Origin of the sequence: Neolewinella antarctica, assembly GCF_011927835.1 — a bacterium.
Taxonomy (GTDB): Bacteria; Bacteroidota; Bacteroidia; order Chitinophagales; family Saprospiraceae; genus Neolewinella; species Neolewinella antarctica.
The window spans coordinates 102,640-119,554 of the sequence record NZ_JAATJH010000002.1 but is presented as its reverse complement, the minus strand read 5'-3'; the positions used below and the strand labels follow the sequence as shown (position 1 = coordinate 119,554).

Below are 16,915 nucleotides of genomic sequence, written 5' to 3'. Positions count from 1 at the left end.
CTTTCAATTCCCGAAGGATCAATTCAAGTTGTTCGAAGTGTCATAGGCAGCCATGGCATCGAGGTCTTTCAATTCCCGAAGGATCAATTCAAGTTACGATCCCAACACGACCAGCGCAGAGCTACAAAACTTTCAATTCCCGAAGGATCAATTCAAGTCTTGTCGGCCGTACGGAATCCGGGAATACCACCCAACTTTCAATTCCCGAAGGATCAATTCAAGTAGGTAGAGGTCGTTAGTTCTACGAGGGCTACCCCGTCTTTCAATTCCCGAAGGATCAATTCAAGTCCGCTAAAAACGCAACCATTATCGTTGGCAATTTTACTTTCAATTCCCGAAGGATCAATTCAAGTTAAGAGCCTCCGACCGCTCCTTAGTCTTAACCATTACTTTCAATTCCCGAAGGATCAATTCAAGTCTCCCGATCCGGCCTGGGTCTTAAGATCGGTCAGAACTTTCAATTCCCGAAGGATCAATTCAAGTCTTATTTACCTCCGTCGGCATAGCGTTATGTATCGTCTTTCAATTCCCGAAGGATCAATTCAAGTCCTTCGCGATCTCTGCCCAGACTGAAAGGATAGAGGCTTTCAATTCCCGAAGGATCAATTCAAGTCCGCCGAGGATACCGCCGACGACATCAACATCAGCACTTTCAATTCCCGAAGGATCAATTCAAGTCCACTGGCTATTCGTCGTCCTCGGTGCCGTCATCATCTTTCAATTCCCGAAGGATCAATTCAAGTCCTTATCGCTTTCCTGTTTTTGAGCAGTGCTGCGTACTTTCAATTCCCGAAGGATCAATTCAAGTCGGAAGCACATAAGGGACGCCTGCCCCGCTGTTTTCCTTTCAATTCCCGAAGGATCAATTCAAGTGCGGCAGGGATTAGGTGCTCTACTGATTGGTAGAAGGCTTTCAATTCCCGAAGGATCAATTCAAGTTAGGCTGCGCGATTTGTGGGGTAAGTATTATGGAACCTTTCAATTCCCGAAGGATCAATTCAAGTAGGGAGAGGCTTTCGTATCTCCGCGACGTTTACCGCCTTTCAATTCCCGAAGGATCAATTCAAGTCCGAGACTGTCGATCTGACCCGTTAGCTCCTTAATACTTTCAATTCCCGAAGGATCAATTCAAGTCGTCCGGACGAACGCCTATACCCAGTCTAATACTTACTTTCAATTCCCGAAGGATCAATTCAAGTCTCCTTAGCGTAGTCGACTTCGTCGATAGAAGCGGACCTTTCAATTCCCGAAGGATCAATTCAAGTTTTTTACACCGGTGACGCACTCGGTAGGCTCGCCAACTTTCAATTCCCGAAGGATCAATTCAAGTCCAGCGCGTCAGCAGCAAAAAGAGGAGCGGCCCCTGCTTTCAATTCCCGAAGGATCAATTCAAGTCTAATAAAGTCGTGCGTTCGTCTTGATACCATAGCCTCTTTCAATTCCCGAAGGATCAATTCAAGTCTGGCATACGAGCTACTACTACTATAACTATATCGGCTTTCAATTCCCGAAGGATCAATTCAAGTCCGCCTTTACCGATTGGCTACGAAAACTTACCGAAGACTTTCAATTCCCGAAGGATCAATTCAAGTACGCACTTTAATAAGAGTTCTAATACGCCTCCGTCACTTTCAATTCCCGAAGGATCAATTCAAGTTTAGAGTACCTACCATCTTACGACCTCCCCGAATCCGCTTTCAATTCCCGAAGGATCAATTCAAGTCGCTTGTCGATTTTGTCGAGGCTCTTATCAATCTCGCCTTTCAATTCCCGAAGGATCAATTCAAGTTGGCGATAATAGCTCATGCGCTCCTCGAATCGATCTTCTTTCAATTCCCGAAGGATCAATTCAAGTACGGCGGCCAGGGCGAAAAGGAACCAGTTGGATTTGACTTTCAATTCCCGAAGGATCAATTCAAGTCGGTCTTACTCAAGTAGGGCTGGTAGCGGCCATCGACTTTCAATTCCCGAAGGATCAATTCAAGTGCTCGTGGGCTTGGCGCTGGGGCGCATTAAAACGTCCTTTCAATTCCCGAAGGATCAATTCAAGTAAACCCGCTAAGAAAGAAAAGGCTGCGCTAACCGTTCTTTCAATTCCCGAAGGATCAATTCAAGTTGACGGGCGTGTGGGGCATATCTGCAAAGGCCCTTTCTTTCAATTCCCGAAGGATCAATTCAAGTTTGACAAGATTATGCTAGAGGATGAAATAGACCTTTCTTTCAATTCCCGAAGGATCAATTCAAGTCTCGCGCGCGTCCTCGATCTCCTGGCGGTCGATAAACTTTCAATTCCCGAAGGATCAATTCAAGTCGCCATCGTGGCGCTCAAAGAGTATATGTTGGCCGGCTTTCAATTCCCGAAGGATCAATTCAAGTTTACTTACCGCCCTTGACCACGCCACGCTTCACGACTTTCAATTCCCGAAGGATCAATTCAAGTCACCGAGAACTGTTTGAGTGGTCCGATAATCTTATCTTTCAATTCCCGAAGGATCAATTCAAGTACAGGACGCGTTGCTGGTTGTCCTGAACGAAATAGACTTTCAATTCCCGAAGGATCAATTCAAGTCGTGCTGAGCGACGTGGTGGAATACCGAGTTAATGACTTTCAATTCCCGAAGGATCAATTCAAGTAGGCTGGGATAAAGCAACCACCCCGTACGTGAATAACTTTCAATTCCCGAAGGATCAATTCAAGTGATCTTGCCTCATTCATGAATATTACCAACAACCACCTTTCAATTCCCGAAGGATCAATTCAAGTCTTCGATGGGGAAGAATTCGACCTCGAACAATTCACTTTCAATTCCCGAAGGATCAATTCAAGTCGGCCTACATGGCTGGCGAAAACGACGATCCGGAAAGCTTTCAATTCCCGAAGGATCAATTCAAGTCCGTAGTGATGGTTTGCTTTGGCTCGTCGGCGTCAGCTTTCAATTCCCGAAGGATCAATTCAAGTTATCATATCAAGGGTTCGTGGAATAACGGAGCCAATACTTTCAATTCCCGAAGGATCAATTCAAGTGTTGGCTTCTATTCAAAAGGGGAGGTCAACAACCTGCTTTCAATTCCCGAAGGATCAATTCAAGTCGCCCAAAGCATAGAGTGCAATTCGTCCATGTAGGCACTTTCAATTCCCGAAGGATCAATTCAAGTAATTTTGCGGTGCGCAAGGGTGTTAATGGCCTCCATCTTTCAATTCCCGAAGGATCAATTCAAGTAACAATCGTTTCTTTGTCCCCTCCCGGGGGGCCTAGCTTTCAATTCCCGAAGGATCAATTCAAGTCTTTTGAACCTGTCCGCCACGAACCTACAATTGGTGGCTTTCAATTCCCGAAGGATCAATTCAAGTTGCCAACGAAGGGCTAGCCCGCATTGGCGAATCAACTTTCAATTCCCGAAGGATCAATTCAAGTTGACACGCTCGAACTACCCCCCATTAAGCTACACGAACTTTCAATTCCCGAAGGATCAATTCAAGTGTTGCCGAGGCTGCGACGCAACATGGTAACCATGGCTTTCAATTCCCGAAGGATCAATTCAAGTCGCGCGTCAGGACTTTATCGCCCACGCCGTGCAAGCTTTCAATTCCCGAAGGATCAATTCAAGTAGCCGTCCGCACCGCCCGTGTAACCGTTCAGGATGCCTTTCAATTCCCGAAGGATCAATTCAAGTGCAGGTGAAGGGGTGGGGACAAGTAGTAAATTGTCTTACTTTCAATTCCCGAAGGATCAATTCAAGTATCACGCTGAGTATGCCGCGCCTCTATTGTGCACCCTTTCAATTCCCGAAGGATCAATTCAAGTGAAGGTGTCGCCTTCATCAACCAAACGATGACGCGGACTTTCAATTCCCGAAGGATCAATTCAAGTGGCGCTTCGACCGCTACTGCATGACGCAGGCCGAGCTTTCAATTCCCGAAGGATCAATTCAAGTCCCGCAAAAATAACCCGTTCTCGTCAATGATTCAGTCGGTTTATGTAAGATACTGGCCCCCGCCCGGGCGTCGACCGGGAGTAGCGCAAATAGGATAGGATAGCGACGACTCTATAACATACTGGAAAGCAACCACTTACGTTAAGCCCCCGCGCAAGGACGGAGCGGTAAGGGAGAAATACCGTAACACCGACGACTACAGAAACTGGTCGATCGGCTGCTTATTTACGCCGACGATCCGCTTTTCCACCCGGTGTACGTGGGTATTCGTGAAGATAATGAGGCTGTCGTAACTGAGGTCCATGATCTGCTCAGCTTCGAATTCTAATTCTTTCAGGCGTACGGCGGAGAGTTCTCCTTCGAAAACGGAGTTCTGAATCCAGTGGAGGTACTGTCGGCAGAGCCGCAGCATCTTGCCAGTGCGCTCTGATGCGACATCGTAGACGGCGATCACGTACATATAACTTTGCTTTTTACTGATTTACCCGGCACCCGCGACCGCGCCCCTACCACCAGGCGTGAAAGGGTTCGTAAGTGTCATTTATCTTCATTACGTACTTGGCAATCTTGTAACATTCCAGCCGAATGAGGTGACGGTACGTGACGCGGCGATTCAATTTACGGTGTTGGATACTATCCTTAAGCTTAAGCTCCCAGGCGCTCACGAACGTTTTACGGCCCCGCTCGGAGAGAAAACAAGCATCATCAACCACGTCAAAATCACGCGCGGTAAGTTCTCTTTTGTTACACAGCCGGAAGATCAGCCGGTCGACGAGCATCGGTTTGAAAACTTCACTCACGTCGAGCGCAAGGCTGTAGCGACGCACGCCCGGCTCGTGGAGAAAACTGATCGTAGGATTCAACTGGCTATTATAAATGGCGTCGAGACATACGGAATAACAAAGCGCGTTACCGAAACTGACCAAAGCGTTCAACTCATTACTGGGCGGTCTTTTCTGCCGGCCTTCCCAGTCGTAGCCGGGCACGATGGTGGGAAAGGCTTCGTAATATAATTGGCGGCAGTTCCCCTCGATACCCATTAGTTCCGGCACGTTTCCGGTGGATGCGATTTTGGGCCGTAGTAGTTGAATGCGCTCGGTAAGGTCGCTTACGTCACGCCCCCGGCCCTGGTAGTATTTTAAATTTTTGACCATGTTGAACGTGGCCGCTTCCACGAAGCCGCCCGCCAGGTGCAAACGTCTTTTGCGCAGACGGTAAGCGTTTGCCTGATTGACTAGCATCTGCCCGGCAAGTAGGTGCTCCCGGGGGCTGAAGGTACCCGTATAGTGATCGTGGTAGTCAAAAAAATGGACGGGAATATGCTTACGGCCAAGGAAATTATAGAGCGCGCTGTTGGCGTCGACGCTGCCAAAAATGTAGAGCGCACTTACCCCTTCCACGGGCAAGTAGCGTGGCTTTTGGTCGGCGGCGTCTTCACCGGGCTGAAATTTTAGCGTATTGTCCTTCCGGCTCATCCGGCCGGGATTGAATAAGTAATAGGCACGTTTCATAGGCTTCTTCTTTTGCGCGGCCCAATCCCGGTCCCGATAGCTATCGGGATCGGGATCGAGGCCGCGCAAAGAAAGGAAGCAGGGTGTAGGTAGATTACCCTCAGGGGTTAGATATAGCAAAAATCGTGGAACGCGCAATTTTTGCAGTAGGTCTTCTGAATCGCTTCCGGGCACACCGGTAATCCGACAATCCGGTCGATTTCCGCCTCCCATCCCGGGATGGTGACCGCGCGATCCGCCGACGTTAATTCGATAACGGTCGTCCGCCGTTGCGCCGGGTATTCCAACAAGCCGGTGACCCCGGCCACGCCCCGCCGCTCCAGTGCGTACAGATAGTACTTCAACTGGGCGACGTGGACGTGTTCGAGTTTAGGGCTCTTCTTTGTTTCCTTGACCACCCGCTCCCGGGCGTCGAAGTGGTCGATCTTCAAATGACCGAGGGAGAGTTGCGTCCACTTCTTCGCGCGCCGCTGGTAGGTCGTCCGGTCGAGTAGTTTTCCGGCGGCAACGTCGCTGGAGTTATCTTCCATGCGGATCTGGCGGTGGTGGAGCCAGAGCTTGCGGTGACAGAGGAGGAGGTAGGTTAGGTGGGAGGCGGAGTGGGTCACAACTGTGACGCTATAGTCCAGTCATAGCCATAAAGTGAGGCTAAGCCAGTAACTGGTTTGTAAGCACCTGGTTCGGCTACGTAGAAAGGAATAGTTTCAGACCGCTGGTCGTACCCGACAACAATATCCGTTAGGCGAATGGCTGGCCCTTCTCCTTCTACTTTTCGCATCTCACCAGCTACTTTATATACCGGGCAACTCACGCCGTGCGTCAGCGCAAAATCATGCATTGCCTGGTAGTTACGAAAGCGACCGTTGGGCGGATGTTCCGTAAATACATTTACCTGAGCGACTATATTTCGTGATTTCCAAGTTCCAATCTCTGATTCATCTAAGGAGGATCCAACCGCCCCCGCCAACAACCAATTGTCACGTATCAAGTCCTCGTATTTATCCTGATTTGCTTTAGCGGCCACCGAAAACGCCTCTGTTTCAGGGTAAAGCGCATTTGTATGTTCTACAAGATTATCGGGAGTAAGTCGATAGGCCTGTTGTGGGGCAAGTTGAATGATTTCTTCCCGCGTACGTGCATAAGCCCGCGCGGGAATAAAGGTGTTTCTACCTTCTTGGACTACCTCCTCAACGTATGGCCATGCATAAGCTTCCCCCTTATCATCTACGGGTTCAACTACCATCACCTCGGCTTCGGTGCGACCCTCGCCGGTAGCCGAAAATCGTGCTAGTCGACCGACCCGCTGTGCTAATCTATCCCAGGGACAACAATCACTCAGCATCAATTTGCTACTAATATTGATACTCATCTCCCCGATCTGTGTCATAATCACAATACCCCTGGCTTTTCCCTGGGTGTGAGCAGTCTTGCCGAGGCTAATCTCTAACTCTTCTTCAATGCGCTTCTTATCAACTTCCGTGAACCGGCTGTGATAAATGGTAATGGGTAATTCTTCGACACGGTCGGATAAGTACGTGTAGTACGCCAGCGCTCGAGCAACAGTGTTTGCGTAAATAATGCCTTCTCCCGCCTCAATCATACGGCCGATAAAATTCTCTACATCCTTTGGTTCAGCTACGTTTGGGGTGAAATGCATGTTTTTTATCACGCGATCACTATTGGGTTGCGGGGCCGTTCGGATGGGGTCATGGACACCATATAGTTCCCGAGCGGAGTCCGGCACGGTAGCGCTCATAATCAGAGTAGGAACCTTTAGAATTTTAAAAACCTTGAGCAAAGTCTGAATGTTTGCCTGTACGAATTCGTCGTAGAAGTCAGATTCGTCAAATACGACACAACTATTCGCGAGGAAGAAAAAAGTACTGTAGTGCTGTTCTTTTGTACCGGTCAGACAGGCCAGTAAGTGGTCTATTGTACAGACGGTGGCGGGATAAGCGAGATACTTTGCTAGTTTCTGCCGTTCAATCGCCATGCTCCCGAAGCTTCGGTCTCCATCCTCTCCATTAAGGTTGTAGAATGCACTGGAGTGATGCAAGCCGACTTCCGGCAAGTGTTCCAGCACTGAGTTGCGCAAAGCATTCGAAGTGAACCGGGTGGGCATAGCGATCACCAAACGATCCGCGCGTGGGTTGGGTCCAAGAATTTGTTCCTCCGCCCACAAAAGACTAGCGTATGTTTTTCCGCTACCCGTTGGGGCACGCAATATAGTCCGCCAAGCTCCGGCGGCACTCTTCGCAGCCTTCTGTACGGGCCTAAGTCGGCCATCATATCCGTATCCTCTCGGTCGCTGAAAATTATGCAGTGCAACCGTGCCTTCCTCCCCCATCCCTTCCCATCGGCTGGCCCGAGTGTCGGCAAGTTGGAGAAGTGCTCGAATAGCGGAGTAGCGGTATCGAAGTCGAACTCGTTCCGTAAAGTCGTACGGTCCAGCTAAGCTATCACTAACTTGCTTGAACTTGTTATAGATTTCGAGAAAAGGCCCCTTCGTTTCACCCTCCCTAACCCCGTCCTCCCGCCACCGCTTTTCTGACCATTTCGAAAGCGAGAGCTTTCCGTGATGTGCAGCGATGGCAGCCAGTATTTCGTGGGCTATCTCCGGTTCGTGTTTTAGCAAATGAAAACAGGAAGCGAACTCGTGACGATAGTAGGCTTTAAGTAGATGCGGTGCGGAAGCCCGCTTGTTGCGGTAACAGTCTTGTTCGTATTCAGCATGTAATTTGCGACTGAAAGGCCGCAAAGAGTGGCCTTTCAGCTGTAGCCAAGACTCGTAAATCAGCACATCTTTTGCGCAGGCTTTATTCCATACGGAATATGCTTTTCCATAATCGTGTTTTTCCTCTGCACCCCAACACAAGATATCCAAATCTAGCCCAAAAAAGTTTTTATACTTACTGGCTAGAAAAGGAAATCCGTGTCGGGCAAACGCTCCGAAGCGATGTACGTTATCAGTGTGTTTCCGCAGCGTAATCCCCGAAGGTTTACCAAAATATTTACTTAGTTCTTTCATCCGGCGGTAGGGCGGTAAAGATTAGCTTTAGCAACCGCAGCGTTTGCCTTTTGGTAGGCATCATAGACGCTTGCGTTCGAGTCGCTATCGTTCCCCAAGAAGTAGGTAGCGCCCCTCTGCTCCAACTCACGGAGGATGTTCTCTTGCCGCGCCTCTCCAACTGTGAAATAATGGATGGCTTTACGGCTCATGCCTGGGTCGAGTACGATCAGTACGCGATGTGGTTCGCCTGATACGGCATTACGCGCCTGGTTGGCATAATCCGTCATACTGTTTGTGGCTGCGAGAAACAGTTCTACGCGGCGGCGGTGCTCCTCGTCATTAATATGGTGCTCGTAATTAGTCGATAAGTGCGCTTCATTTACGTACTCGAATTTTTTCGTCGTTCCCACCGCGCCGAGATCGAGGTGAAAATTAGCAACCATCTCGTCTGATTCACTAAATTCATTTGTTGCTAAAGCTTGCTTTTTCGCGTCTTTGTCCTTAGTGGGGTCCATCTTTAACCTGACGAGAAGGTCTTGTCCGATCTGGCTTTCTTCGAGGGCCACGGCAGGAGTGGCAGAGAGCGGCGCGGTACGGCGGCCGGAATAGTCTCCTTTATTCGTATCCAGGAATCCACCTAGATCGCTACGTAAGTCTTTAGAGACATCGGTACTAATACCATCGCCATTACTCACGTAGGTTTCGCCTTTATCCGGGTGCCCTTCATTGAGTCGATCAAGCGCGCTAAATAAAACGTGGCGCTGCATTTGCCCACTTATGTACACGCGGCCGTCGGGGCGTCGTTTGACGCTGCTGGCGTTACCCAGTAGCTTTTCACCTCGGTTGGCGGCGTGATTTTCCAGCGTAGCAACACTGGTGATGAGAATGGATTTTACAGTTTTCATTTTATATGTTTGAGGCAGCCACGCGTATTGCGCGGACGCAGTTATAATGTTTATTTGGAAAGATGTAAGGTTAGGTAGTGAACTCGCTTTCGTCCGTAGATTTTTCAGATTCAGCTACCGCCCTATCGTAAGACTGGTTGAGGCGCATAAAGGCAATTAGTAGATTCTGACCTTGTTTCAAATCTAGTTCTTCAGTCAGAATCGCACGCATAAATGCTTCTGCTTTTCCGTCTACATCGTAGTTAGTCATACGACCGATCTGAGTACTAATCTGTGCAAGAAGTTGCTCGGGTTGGCGAGCACTCCTAATATTGCTTTCAAGGCTAGCTAGTACACGTGTCTTGTAGTCAAATACAGTCCTCGCGGTTGCTTTGTCCGCCTTCTTTTTTTCTTGCGCGGACTTAAAGGCAGCATAGTTAATGGATTTACCTAGGGCGAGGGCGGAATCGATGATTTCTTCGCTTATTTTCTGACTCATAAAGTATTTAATTGGTTGAAGGAATGATATTGGATAAGTTGCTCTGACGGAAAGAAAGGCAATGAAAGAAGGCCAATCAAACCGTCGTAACCAGCGGTCGAGATTGCGCTTAAAATGCTTCCACTTCGGATCTTTATACTTATTGTCTTTTATGTCGTAAAAGTCAACTTTCCAAATGTCGTTAAGCATATGGTAGAGTATACCGTTGCGAGTCAGTTCCGTTAGATGACTACCGAATTGCTCCTGGCGGCCGCTATCGTAACCGATGATATGTAGGGGACGGTGCTCCATATACCCAATTAACCTTTGTACCCGCTCGGGGCGGATCGCTTGTCCTTCCTCCATCAGGCGAGAAAGAGCGGCTAATAGCTGAAGACTTCCAAAATTCACATTACTTAGTGCATACTGGAAGTTCCCTCGGTAATAAGCCGGCCGGGGGCCGTACTTATTGGTTTTAAGGTCCTTAGTACCGATACGAACATCCCCCAGATTCTTCTGAATCAACTCAAGTATATGTACGTATTCCACTAAAGGGTATTCCGTGCCATCTTCAGTAACTAATGGTAAATCTGGAATTAAACCGATATTCGTGTAATTGTCGTAGTCCAGCGCGGCGGCTTTGCGTTTAGTAGAGCTCGCAACGGCGGTAAAGGCAGCCTGTAACAATTCGTCTTTGGGGTCACTCATCGTACCCCGGCCGGCGTTTGTTTTCGAAGTCATTGGGGAAAAAGACCGTTTCAGTTGAAAGCTTTTATCTAACGGCCCTTTTAAAGCATTTGTGAGGGCAGCAAATTCATTCACCATCTTCCCAGAGTCATTACTCGTTAATACGTGCGGAGCAAGAAAGAAACCATTGGCACTGTTCTGCTTAGCCGGTTTCCCGGGTCTTAGCTTCTCAACTTCATTAAAGTCCTGATAGCGTACGCTATTGGCCCCACCGTCGCGGTTAGGTACAGTCCGAAGCAGGTACCCACGCTTATTCAATGCTAATGAAGCGATAGCCATGCGGGCAAGCTCCGGAGCAGTGAGCTCGGGGAAGTTGCCTTTGTGTTCCCGTTCATAGTCGACGATCGCAGCAGCCAGACCATAACGGGGCATTGGATGCCAAGTATTGAAATTAAGATTCATCGCTGCTAATTTTCAAGTTAATCCAACCCTCGCTACTGCCAAGGTAAGTGGGGGCGTAGTTGTGTTGGAAAGCATCTTCAAGTATCGATAGTACTGCCGGAGTAGTCCGAAAGGCCATTACGTAAAGTTCATTCGGCACTACAAACCCACGTTTCTTAGGACTGACGTAATACATGGGGTAGCCAGATCGAAAGGAGATTGGGTTTACCTTCCGCGTGTTTGTCTCGTATACTTTATCAAGCTCGATGCGCTCAAAGCCTTTCCTGTCACCAAGCTCATACTTTTCTTCACTGCGCAATTTTGCTTCCGCAGGGGTCATTTTTTTAAAAGTACTAGCCGAAGTACGTAGTTGGGTAATGAACGCTTCCAATTGTCCGTCATAGTTCCTGCTACCCCCCGTGAAGTTCATTCCCTTGTCCCTAAGATGCATCGACCACAAATCATCATACACTAATGGTTCCGCGGGCGTGTTTGCTTCTTCTAGAGTCAGATGATATTGAAGCAGACTGAAGTAGCCCGTTTTTGAGCTGATAAGGGGCTTACCACTTAACCAAGGGTGACCTTTATATTCTTCCAGTTTCTTATGCCTCCTCTTTGCTGCCTTGGCTAGTCCCTTTAGGACGGTATTCCGACTGACGTTACCTTCCCCGTCTTTCAGGGGCAGGTGCCAGCCCAGCATATTTTCGAGCGCTCCGTATACCATCATTGGTGGCGGTTTTAGTGCGGTTCTAAAATATGCGCCCGGTTGAGATTCTACCATCGATAGTGGTGCAAGAGCATCAATTGTTATTGTCCCACTTACCGTTAACTCCGGTGGTTCCAAATAGAAACTAAGATCGATATTTTTCATATTGCTTTTATTTAATAGCCCCAAATCCAATCCCCGTACTATTCCCAATCCCCACGTTCCAAGCAAAGGCCAGGCAGTGCGGGTCGCCCTCGGCAATGACCGGACATAAAGAGCCCTTATTTTTCACGCCCCGATACGTAGCCATCTTGATGCGTGGCTTATCATACTCCCGGTCAAAACGAAGGGAGATATCGCCTTCCACGCCGGCGTGGGCCATCTTAGCCCTCATCGTTTCCGTCAGGTACTGGCCCGCCACCTCATCGGTGTGGTAGTAGAATTGCTGGGTACCGTCCTCCACTTTACGCTTGATCAGAACGGGGCTTTGCATCACGAACCGGGCGTGGTCTTCAAAGACGGGCTCCCGCTGCGGCATGATGCTCGTCACCTTCATCCCCCAGTTGATTTCCGGGTCGGTTTGCAAGCCCTCGACGACGTCCGCCAACATGGCGTCACTGGCTGCGCTAATGTGAAAAGACGTTCCGTTGGGAAAACTGAGTGCGCCGGAGCGAACCTCTCCCCTACCCAACCAGGAGATCGAGTAAAGGGAGATCGTATCGTGCAAGGCGTTCTCCCCGAGCCACTGGTGCAGCCGCCCCACCAACTTTTGCTGGTAGTTGAAGGGCACTAGCCGGGTGTGGTTCGGCGAGGTGAAGAAGTTTATTCGCATGGATGCTTTTGGATTGATGGTGTAAAGATGGGGGCAGGGGTGTGGGTAGAATGCCGGCAGGGGTTCAAAAAACTAATTTATCCACTATTCAAGAAGAAAGAATGAATCTTTCGCCTCGTTATGCATTAGCTTGAAAATGACTCCGGATGGATAAATATACAAAACGATCCGGTATTGATTATAGCAGATAGTTTCCTTATCTTGGTAATCGAATTGGTTTGCTTCCGGTCGGTCAGCCACGAACGCCAGGACCGCAATTGAAAGGTATTTATTATCGCAGCTTTTACCTACTTGACTTAATTGACCCCTTCGGGAATACTAAAAATTTATCGCTACGGCTCATCCGAAAATAAACCGCCGTGGATACATCGAACCCTATGAAGCTGTCCCCGTTTCTTTAAAGGACGTTAGGCAACAATTTGTGGAGGCTTTCTCAAATTCTAACTCGAGAAAGATATTATTCGATGGCTACAAGAAATTTTGTGAGGACCTAAAACTAGTTGTTGGCTCACATCAGCAGTGGATTGATGGTAGCTTCGTTACGAGCAAAAAAAATCCAAATGACATTGATATTTTGTGTTTCGTCCCCACAACAAAACTCCGCCCCAATGAGAGATCAGTACTCAATCTACTAGAAAGTAGTAAAGAACTTTATGGCGTGGACGCTTACGTGATTGAGGTACTTGATTCTAACGATTCCCAACACAAGATATACGAGCACAATAAAGTCTACTGGCTAAACCAATTCACAAAAACGAAAAAAATGGGACATCGCAAAGTACAGTACGACAAAGGCTTCTTACAACTCTGGATTGGGTAACTTCGTTTTGAATGTTACCAACAACAGAGTGGATAATGAATCAAGAAAATCTCCAAATCCCAGCCCCCACCCGCGCAGCCGACCTTCTCGAACAAATCGAGCGGATCAACCCCCTGATCACCCTCAACGCCGCCGACCCCTTCGCACGCGACCAGTACTTACGGCGTAAGCAAGAATTCGTCGATGAATTGAGTGCGATCCTCCGGGAGTATGAACTACTCGACGGAGAGCTACGCGCCGCTTAGTTGCTCCATTAGTTGCTTGGCTTCGCGCACCATTGTTTCCCGGAGCGTTGCCGGCGCGTGTATCGTTACGTGGCGCCAGTTAGCCAGGATAAATTGCGTGAGGCCCATGAACTCGTGATTTACCCTACCCGAAAAAGCGTACGTATTTTCTTTACTACCCTTCCTCGTGAACTGCCGCGCTGCAGGGTTGCGCTCGATAAGGTCATTGTAAGCACTTACCCCGAGGGTCAGGTCGACCAGCACTTGCTTATTCTTAACGATGTTGAAGCAGTCGCTGGCCACGTTGCTATGCGATGGTTCAAACTGCCAGGGTTCTTCCAGAACGTGCACCCGGTCCATCCGCTTTAAAAAGAAGTAAGCTACGCGGAGCTTTTCGGTATCGTAAGCCATGATCATACCCGATTCTGGATAAATGCCGAAGGGCTCTACCCTGCGGTCGCGCTCATCGTTACTGTTTCGGCTACGGTAATTCACTAGCGTAACCTGATTCTTGAGTCGTTTGGCCTCTTCAATGGCATCCAATTTTTCTAACTCCGGACGGCGCAGGGCCTCAATCCCGAGTGCTTGCCAGTTATAAAGACTTTCTAATTTGTTGATCAATGAGGTAGCTTCCGCTGTCGAAAGCTGTCCGACAAGTTCCTTCATCCTGTTTTTATCCGCCTCCGAAAACGGACTCAGGTAGTTCAACTCCTTAAATCCAGTCTGCGGAATCACGGCGTACCGGTCGTGCTTGTCACGTTTCACCACGATACCGGCCGCCCGGATGCAATCGAGGTGTTTGGTGATCGTCCCCCGGTCGGAAAGGCCGACCGCCGCCCCCAGTTGTTTCAACCTTAGGCGGTACGGTGCCGCCAGTAATTTCAGTAAGATCTTAATGGTTTTGGTTCCCGGTTTATCGGCCATACTTTTTAGTAGCCCAAGGTACTTATTCTCCCGACCGCACCAAACAACTCTCCATTGGGGGGTTACCGAAGACAATTCCCTGTCTCTTTTACTAAACTCACCCGGCACCCGCGTCCGCGCCCAAATATTAGGCGCGGACGCGGGTGCCAAGAAAATGGGCGGGCAAGCCGGGCAAGCCGCGGCAAACTTTCCACCCGCCGCGGGACTTCTCCCGGTTAGACCTTCACCCATGCCCCACCGACACTTACTTTCCGGATTGTTGCTCACGCTACTCCCCCTAACCCTCCCCGCACAGGGCTTCATCGAAAAACTCACCGACCTACTAGAATTCAATCTCGGCAGGCCACCAGTGGATACAAACGCCTTTCGCGCAAAGGTCGTCCTGGCACCCATCGTTTTTTACGATCCGAATACGAGCGTAGGCTTTGGCTTCGGAGCGAGCTTGCTGTTTAAACCGAAGGGTGCCGGCCCGGAAACCCGCACGTCCAACGTGCCCCTCGGTGCGAGTTATACGCTCAACAACCAAATCTTTGCTACGTCGAGTTTTACGGTTTTCTTCCCCGAGGAAAAGTGGCTATTGCGCGGTAACCTCGGTTACATTGACTTTCCGCACAGCTACTACGGCGTCGGCAACGGGTCGGACGAGGAGGACCGGAGTGAGATTACCTACCAACAATTTCTCGTCGAACCGGTGTTACTTCGACAGGTACTACCAAAATTATTCATTGGCGGGGGCTTTCGCTACAATCATTATTTCAACAACGAGATCATTGAGGAGAAGCCGGGTTTTCCGGCCGGAACGAGTCTGCAGGACAGCATCGGCAGCCGCAGCGTCGGGCTGGAATTCGCTAGTTCTTACGATTCGCGCGACAACCTAATCAATGCCGAACGAGGTGTCCTGGCGGAGTTTACGCAGGGCTTTTACGGCACCGCCCTGCGCGGGACGAGCGTGTTCCAAATCAGTAAACTGGACCTGCGCACCTACCGGCGGCTCAACGAGCGGTCGGTGTTCGGCGTGCAATTGTTCGCGCGCTACGCCGCCGGCGAAGCGCCCGTGCAGGAACTCAGTACGCTGGGTGGTGACGACCTGCTGCGCGGCTTCATCGAGTTCCGTTTTCGCGACCGATTGGCCCTGTTTACCCAGGCGGAATACCGTTGGCAAACGTGGAAGAACGTCGGCGTCGTGTTCTTCGGTGGCTTCGGTCAGGTGGCGGATGACGTCGGTTCGCTCGGGATCGATCAGTTGCGGTATTCCGTTGGGACGGGGCTACGGGTGGCGATCATTCCGAGCGAGAACGTGAATTTGCGGGTGGATTACGGGGTTGGGCTGGGGCTTAGTCGGGGGACGGGGTTTTATATTGGTTTGGGGGAGGCGTTTTGAGGTTAATGATTTTAAGTGATCATTAATTATTTGAATAATTAGCTATTAAGAATGATCAAGAGCAATAAGAGCCCTCTCCCCCCGGCCCCTTTAGCTGCGCTGCTTCCTGCGGAGGTCCAGAAGAGGAGAGGGGGGACGTTGGAGCGTTGGGATATAGTTATTATGGTTAATTAGATATTTCGTGATTATAGTACCGAAAAGTCATTCCTGTCTGCCAGAAAGGGAAGCTTTTGCCGTACTTTCCGCAAGTGATCGGCGGAGAGGGTTTCCGTCCACGTGCGCTCCTCTTTTGCTACTGAAGAAATCACCCCGTCCCACCCGGGGCTGATGACGCAACTATCGCCATTGTAGGCGTGGCCGTTCTCGTCTGCCCCGACGCGGTTGACGCCGATTACGTAAGCCTGGTTTTCGATGGCGCGGGCCTGCAAGAGAATACGCCAGTCGTGCGCCCGACGGTCGGGCCAGTTGGCGACGTAAATCAATAGATCGTAATCATCGTGGTTGCGCGACCAGACGGGGAAGCGGAGGTCGTAACAAATCAGGGGGCGGATGCGCCAGCCGCGAAACTTGATCGTCACGCGTTCGGTGCCGGCGGCGTAGTGCTCGTGCTCGCCGGACATGGAGAAGGGGTGGCGTTTGTCGTAGACATCGAACTGGCCGTCGGGGCGCATGAAAATCAGGCGGTTATAGTACTTCCCGCCTTCCTCGATCACCAAGCTACCGGTGATTGCCGCATTGGTGCGTCGGGCCTGTTCGGCCATCCAGTTCACGCTCGGACCGTTCATCGCTTCGGCGTGGGGGCCGGGGTTCATGGTGAAGCCGGTGGTGAACATTTCTGGGAGGATGATTAGGTCGGTTTGGCCGGTTAGTTCTTTGATCCGCGCGGCGTAACGGGTGCGGTTTTCGGCGGGGGCTTCCCAGGTTATTTCGGTTTGGAGGAGGGTGGCGCGTAGGTTTTGCATGGTTGGTGTTTAATACTTGGTATGACAAAAACGTGGAATGATCAAAATAGGGGATTGCATGAATCGTGGGGTTGGACTGAAACGTAGGAAATTTAAACGAAAACGTGGAATAACGAAAA

13 protein-coding genes and 1 CRISPR repeat array (1 of these 14 cut by a window edge) are annotated in these 16,915 nt (G+C 49.8%); of the genes, 3 read left to right on the top strand and 10 right to left on the bottom strand.

Going from position 1 to position 16,915, the window contains the following annotated elements; genetic code table 11:
* Window positions 1–3,936: a CRISPR direct-repeat array (repeat unit 29 nt; unit sequence CTTTCAATTCCCGAAGGATCAATTCAAGT) (it extends 4,295 nt beyond the left edge of the window).
* 196 nt (window positions 3,937–4,132) lie between these two features.
* From cas2 to cas6, 8 genes are all read right to left on the bottom strand, one after another.
* On the bottom strand, window positions 4,133–4,396 hold the full coding sequence (cas2, locus tag GGR27_RS05825) for a CRISPR-associated endonuclease Cas2 (RefSeq protein ID WP_168036483.1): 264 nt from the start codon (window positions 4,394–4,396) through the stop codon (window positions 4,133–4,135).
* Window positions 4,397–4,442: 46 nt separating this feature from the next.
* Entirely contained in the window at window positions 4,443–5,447 is a 1,005-nt protein-coding gene (gene cas1b / locus GGR27_RS05820; protein ID WP_168036482.1) for a type I-B CRISPR-associated endonuclease Cas1b, read from the bottom strand.
* A 107-nt stretch (window positions 5,448–5,554) separates the two neighbouring features.
* Entirely contained in the window at window positions 5,555–6,055 is a 501-nt protein-coding gene (locus GGR27_RS05815; protein ID WP_168036481.1) for a CRISPR-associated protein Cas4, read from the bottom strand.
* The gene (gene cas3, locus GGR27_RS05810) at window positions 6,052–8,475 is read right to left on the bottom strand and encodes a CRISPR-associated helicase Cas3' (RefSeq protein WP_168036480.1); all 2,424 of its coding nucleotides are present in this window, start codon (window positions 8,473–8,475) and stop codon (window positions 6,052–6,054) included. The genes GGR27_RS05815 and cas3 overlap by 4 nt, the downstream gene beginning before the upstream one ends.
* The gene (gene cas7p / locus GGR27_RS05805) at window positions 8,472–9,362 is read right to left on the bottom strand and encodes a type I-PGING CRISPR-associated protein Cas7/Csp1 (protein WP_168036479.1); all 891 of its coding nucleotides are present in this window, start codon (window positions 9,360–9,362) and stop codon (window positions 8,472–8,474) included. The genes cas3 and cas7p overlap by 4 nt, the downstream gene beginning before the upstream one ends.
* A 70-nt stretch (window positions 9,363–9,432) precedes the next feature.
* Window positions 9,433–10,968, bottom strand: a complete 1,536-nt coding sequence (locus tag GGR27_RS05800; RefSeq protein ID WP_168036478.1) for a hypothetical protein — start codon at window positions 10,966–10,968, stop codon at window positions 9,433–9,435.
* Entirely contained in the window at window positions 10,958–11,818 is an 861-nt protein-coding gene (locus GGR27_RS05795; RefSeq protein ID WP_168036477.1) for a hypothetical protein, read from the bottom strand. Before GGR27_RS05795 ends, GGR27_RS05800 begins: the two co-directional genes overlap by 11 nt.
* Window positions 11,819–11,825: 7 nt before the next feature.
* On the bottom strand, window positions 11,826–12,485 hold the full coding sequence (gene cas6, locus GGR27_RS05790) for a CRISPR-associated endoribonuclease Cas6 (protein ID WP_168036476.1): 660 nt from the start codon (window positions 12,483–12,485) through the stop codon (window positions 11,826–11,828).
* Window positions 12,486–12,813: 328 nt separating this feature from the next.
* Between cas6 and GGR27_RS20535 the strand changes: the two genes are divergently transcribed.
* Together GGR27_RS20535 and GGR27_RS05785 are read left to right on the top strand one after the other, a co-directional pair.
* Window positions 12,814–13,305: a DUF6932 family protein gene (locus GGR27_RS20535; RefSeq protein ID WP_406603638.1), complete on the top strand. Its 492-nt coding sequence runs from the start codon at window positions 12,814–12,816 to the stop codon at window positions 13,303–13,305.
* 35 nt (window positions 13,306–13,340) lie between these two features.
* Window positions 13,341–13,550, top strand: coding sequence for a hypothetical protein (locus GGR27_RS05785; protein ID WP_168036475.1), 210 nt, complete (start codon window positions 13,341–13,343; stop codon window positions 13,548–13,550).
* Here GGR27_RS05785 and GGR27_RS05780 read toward each other — a convergent pair.
* Window positions 13,536–14,453, bottom strand: coding sequence for a helix-turn-helix transcriptional regulator (locus tag GGR27_RS05780; protein WP_168036474.1), 918 nt, complete (start codon window positions 14,451–14,453; stop codon window positions 13,536–13,538). The two genes, GGR27_RS05785 and GGR27_RS05780, sit on opposite strands and share 15 nt — an antisense overlap.
* A gap of 229 nt (window positions 14,454–14,682) precedes the next feature.
* On the opposite strand from GGR27_RS05780, the gene GGR27_RS05775 reads away from it, so the two are divergent.
* Window positions 14,683–15,834, top strand: a complete 1,152-nt coding sequence (locus GGR27_RS05775) for a BamA/TamA family outer membrane protein (protein WP_168036473.1) — start codon at window positions 14,683–14,685, stop codon at window positions 15,832–15,834.
* A gap of 185 nt (window positions 15,835–16,019) precedes the next feature.
* On the opposite strand, the gene GGR27_RS05770 is transcribed toward GGR27_RS05775, so the two are convergent.
* Window positions 16,020–16,796, bottom strand: coding sequence for an amidohydrolase (locus tag GGR27_RS05770; RefSeq protein ID WP_168036472.1), 777 nt, complete (start codon window positions 16,794–16,796; stop codon window positions 16,020–16,022).
* Window positions 16,797–16,915: the final 119 nt, after the last annotated feature.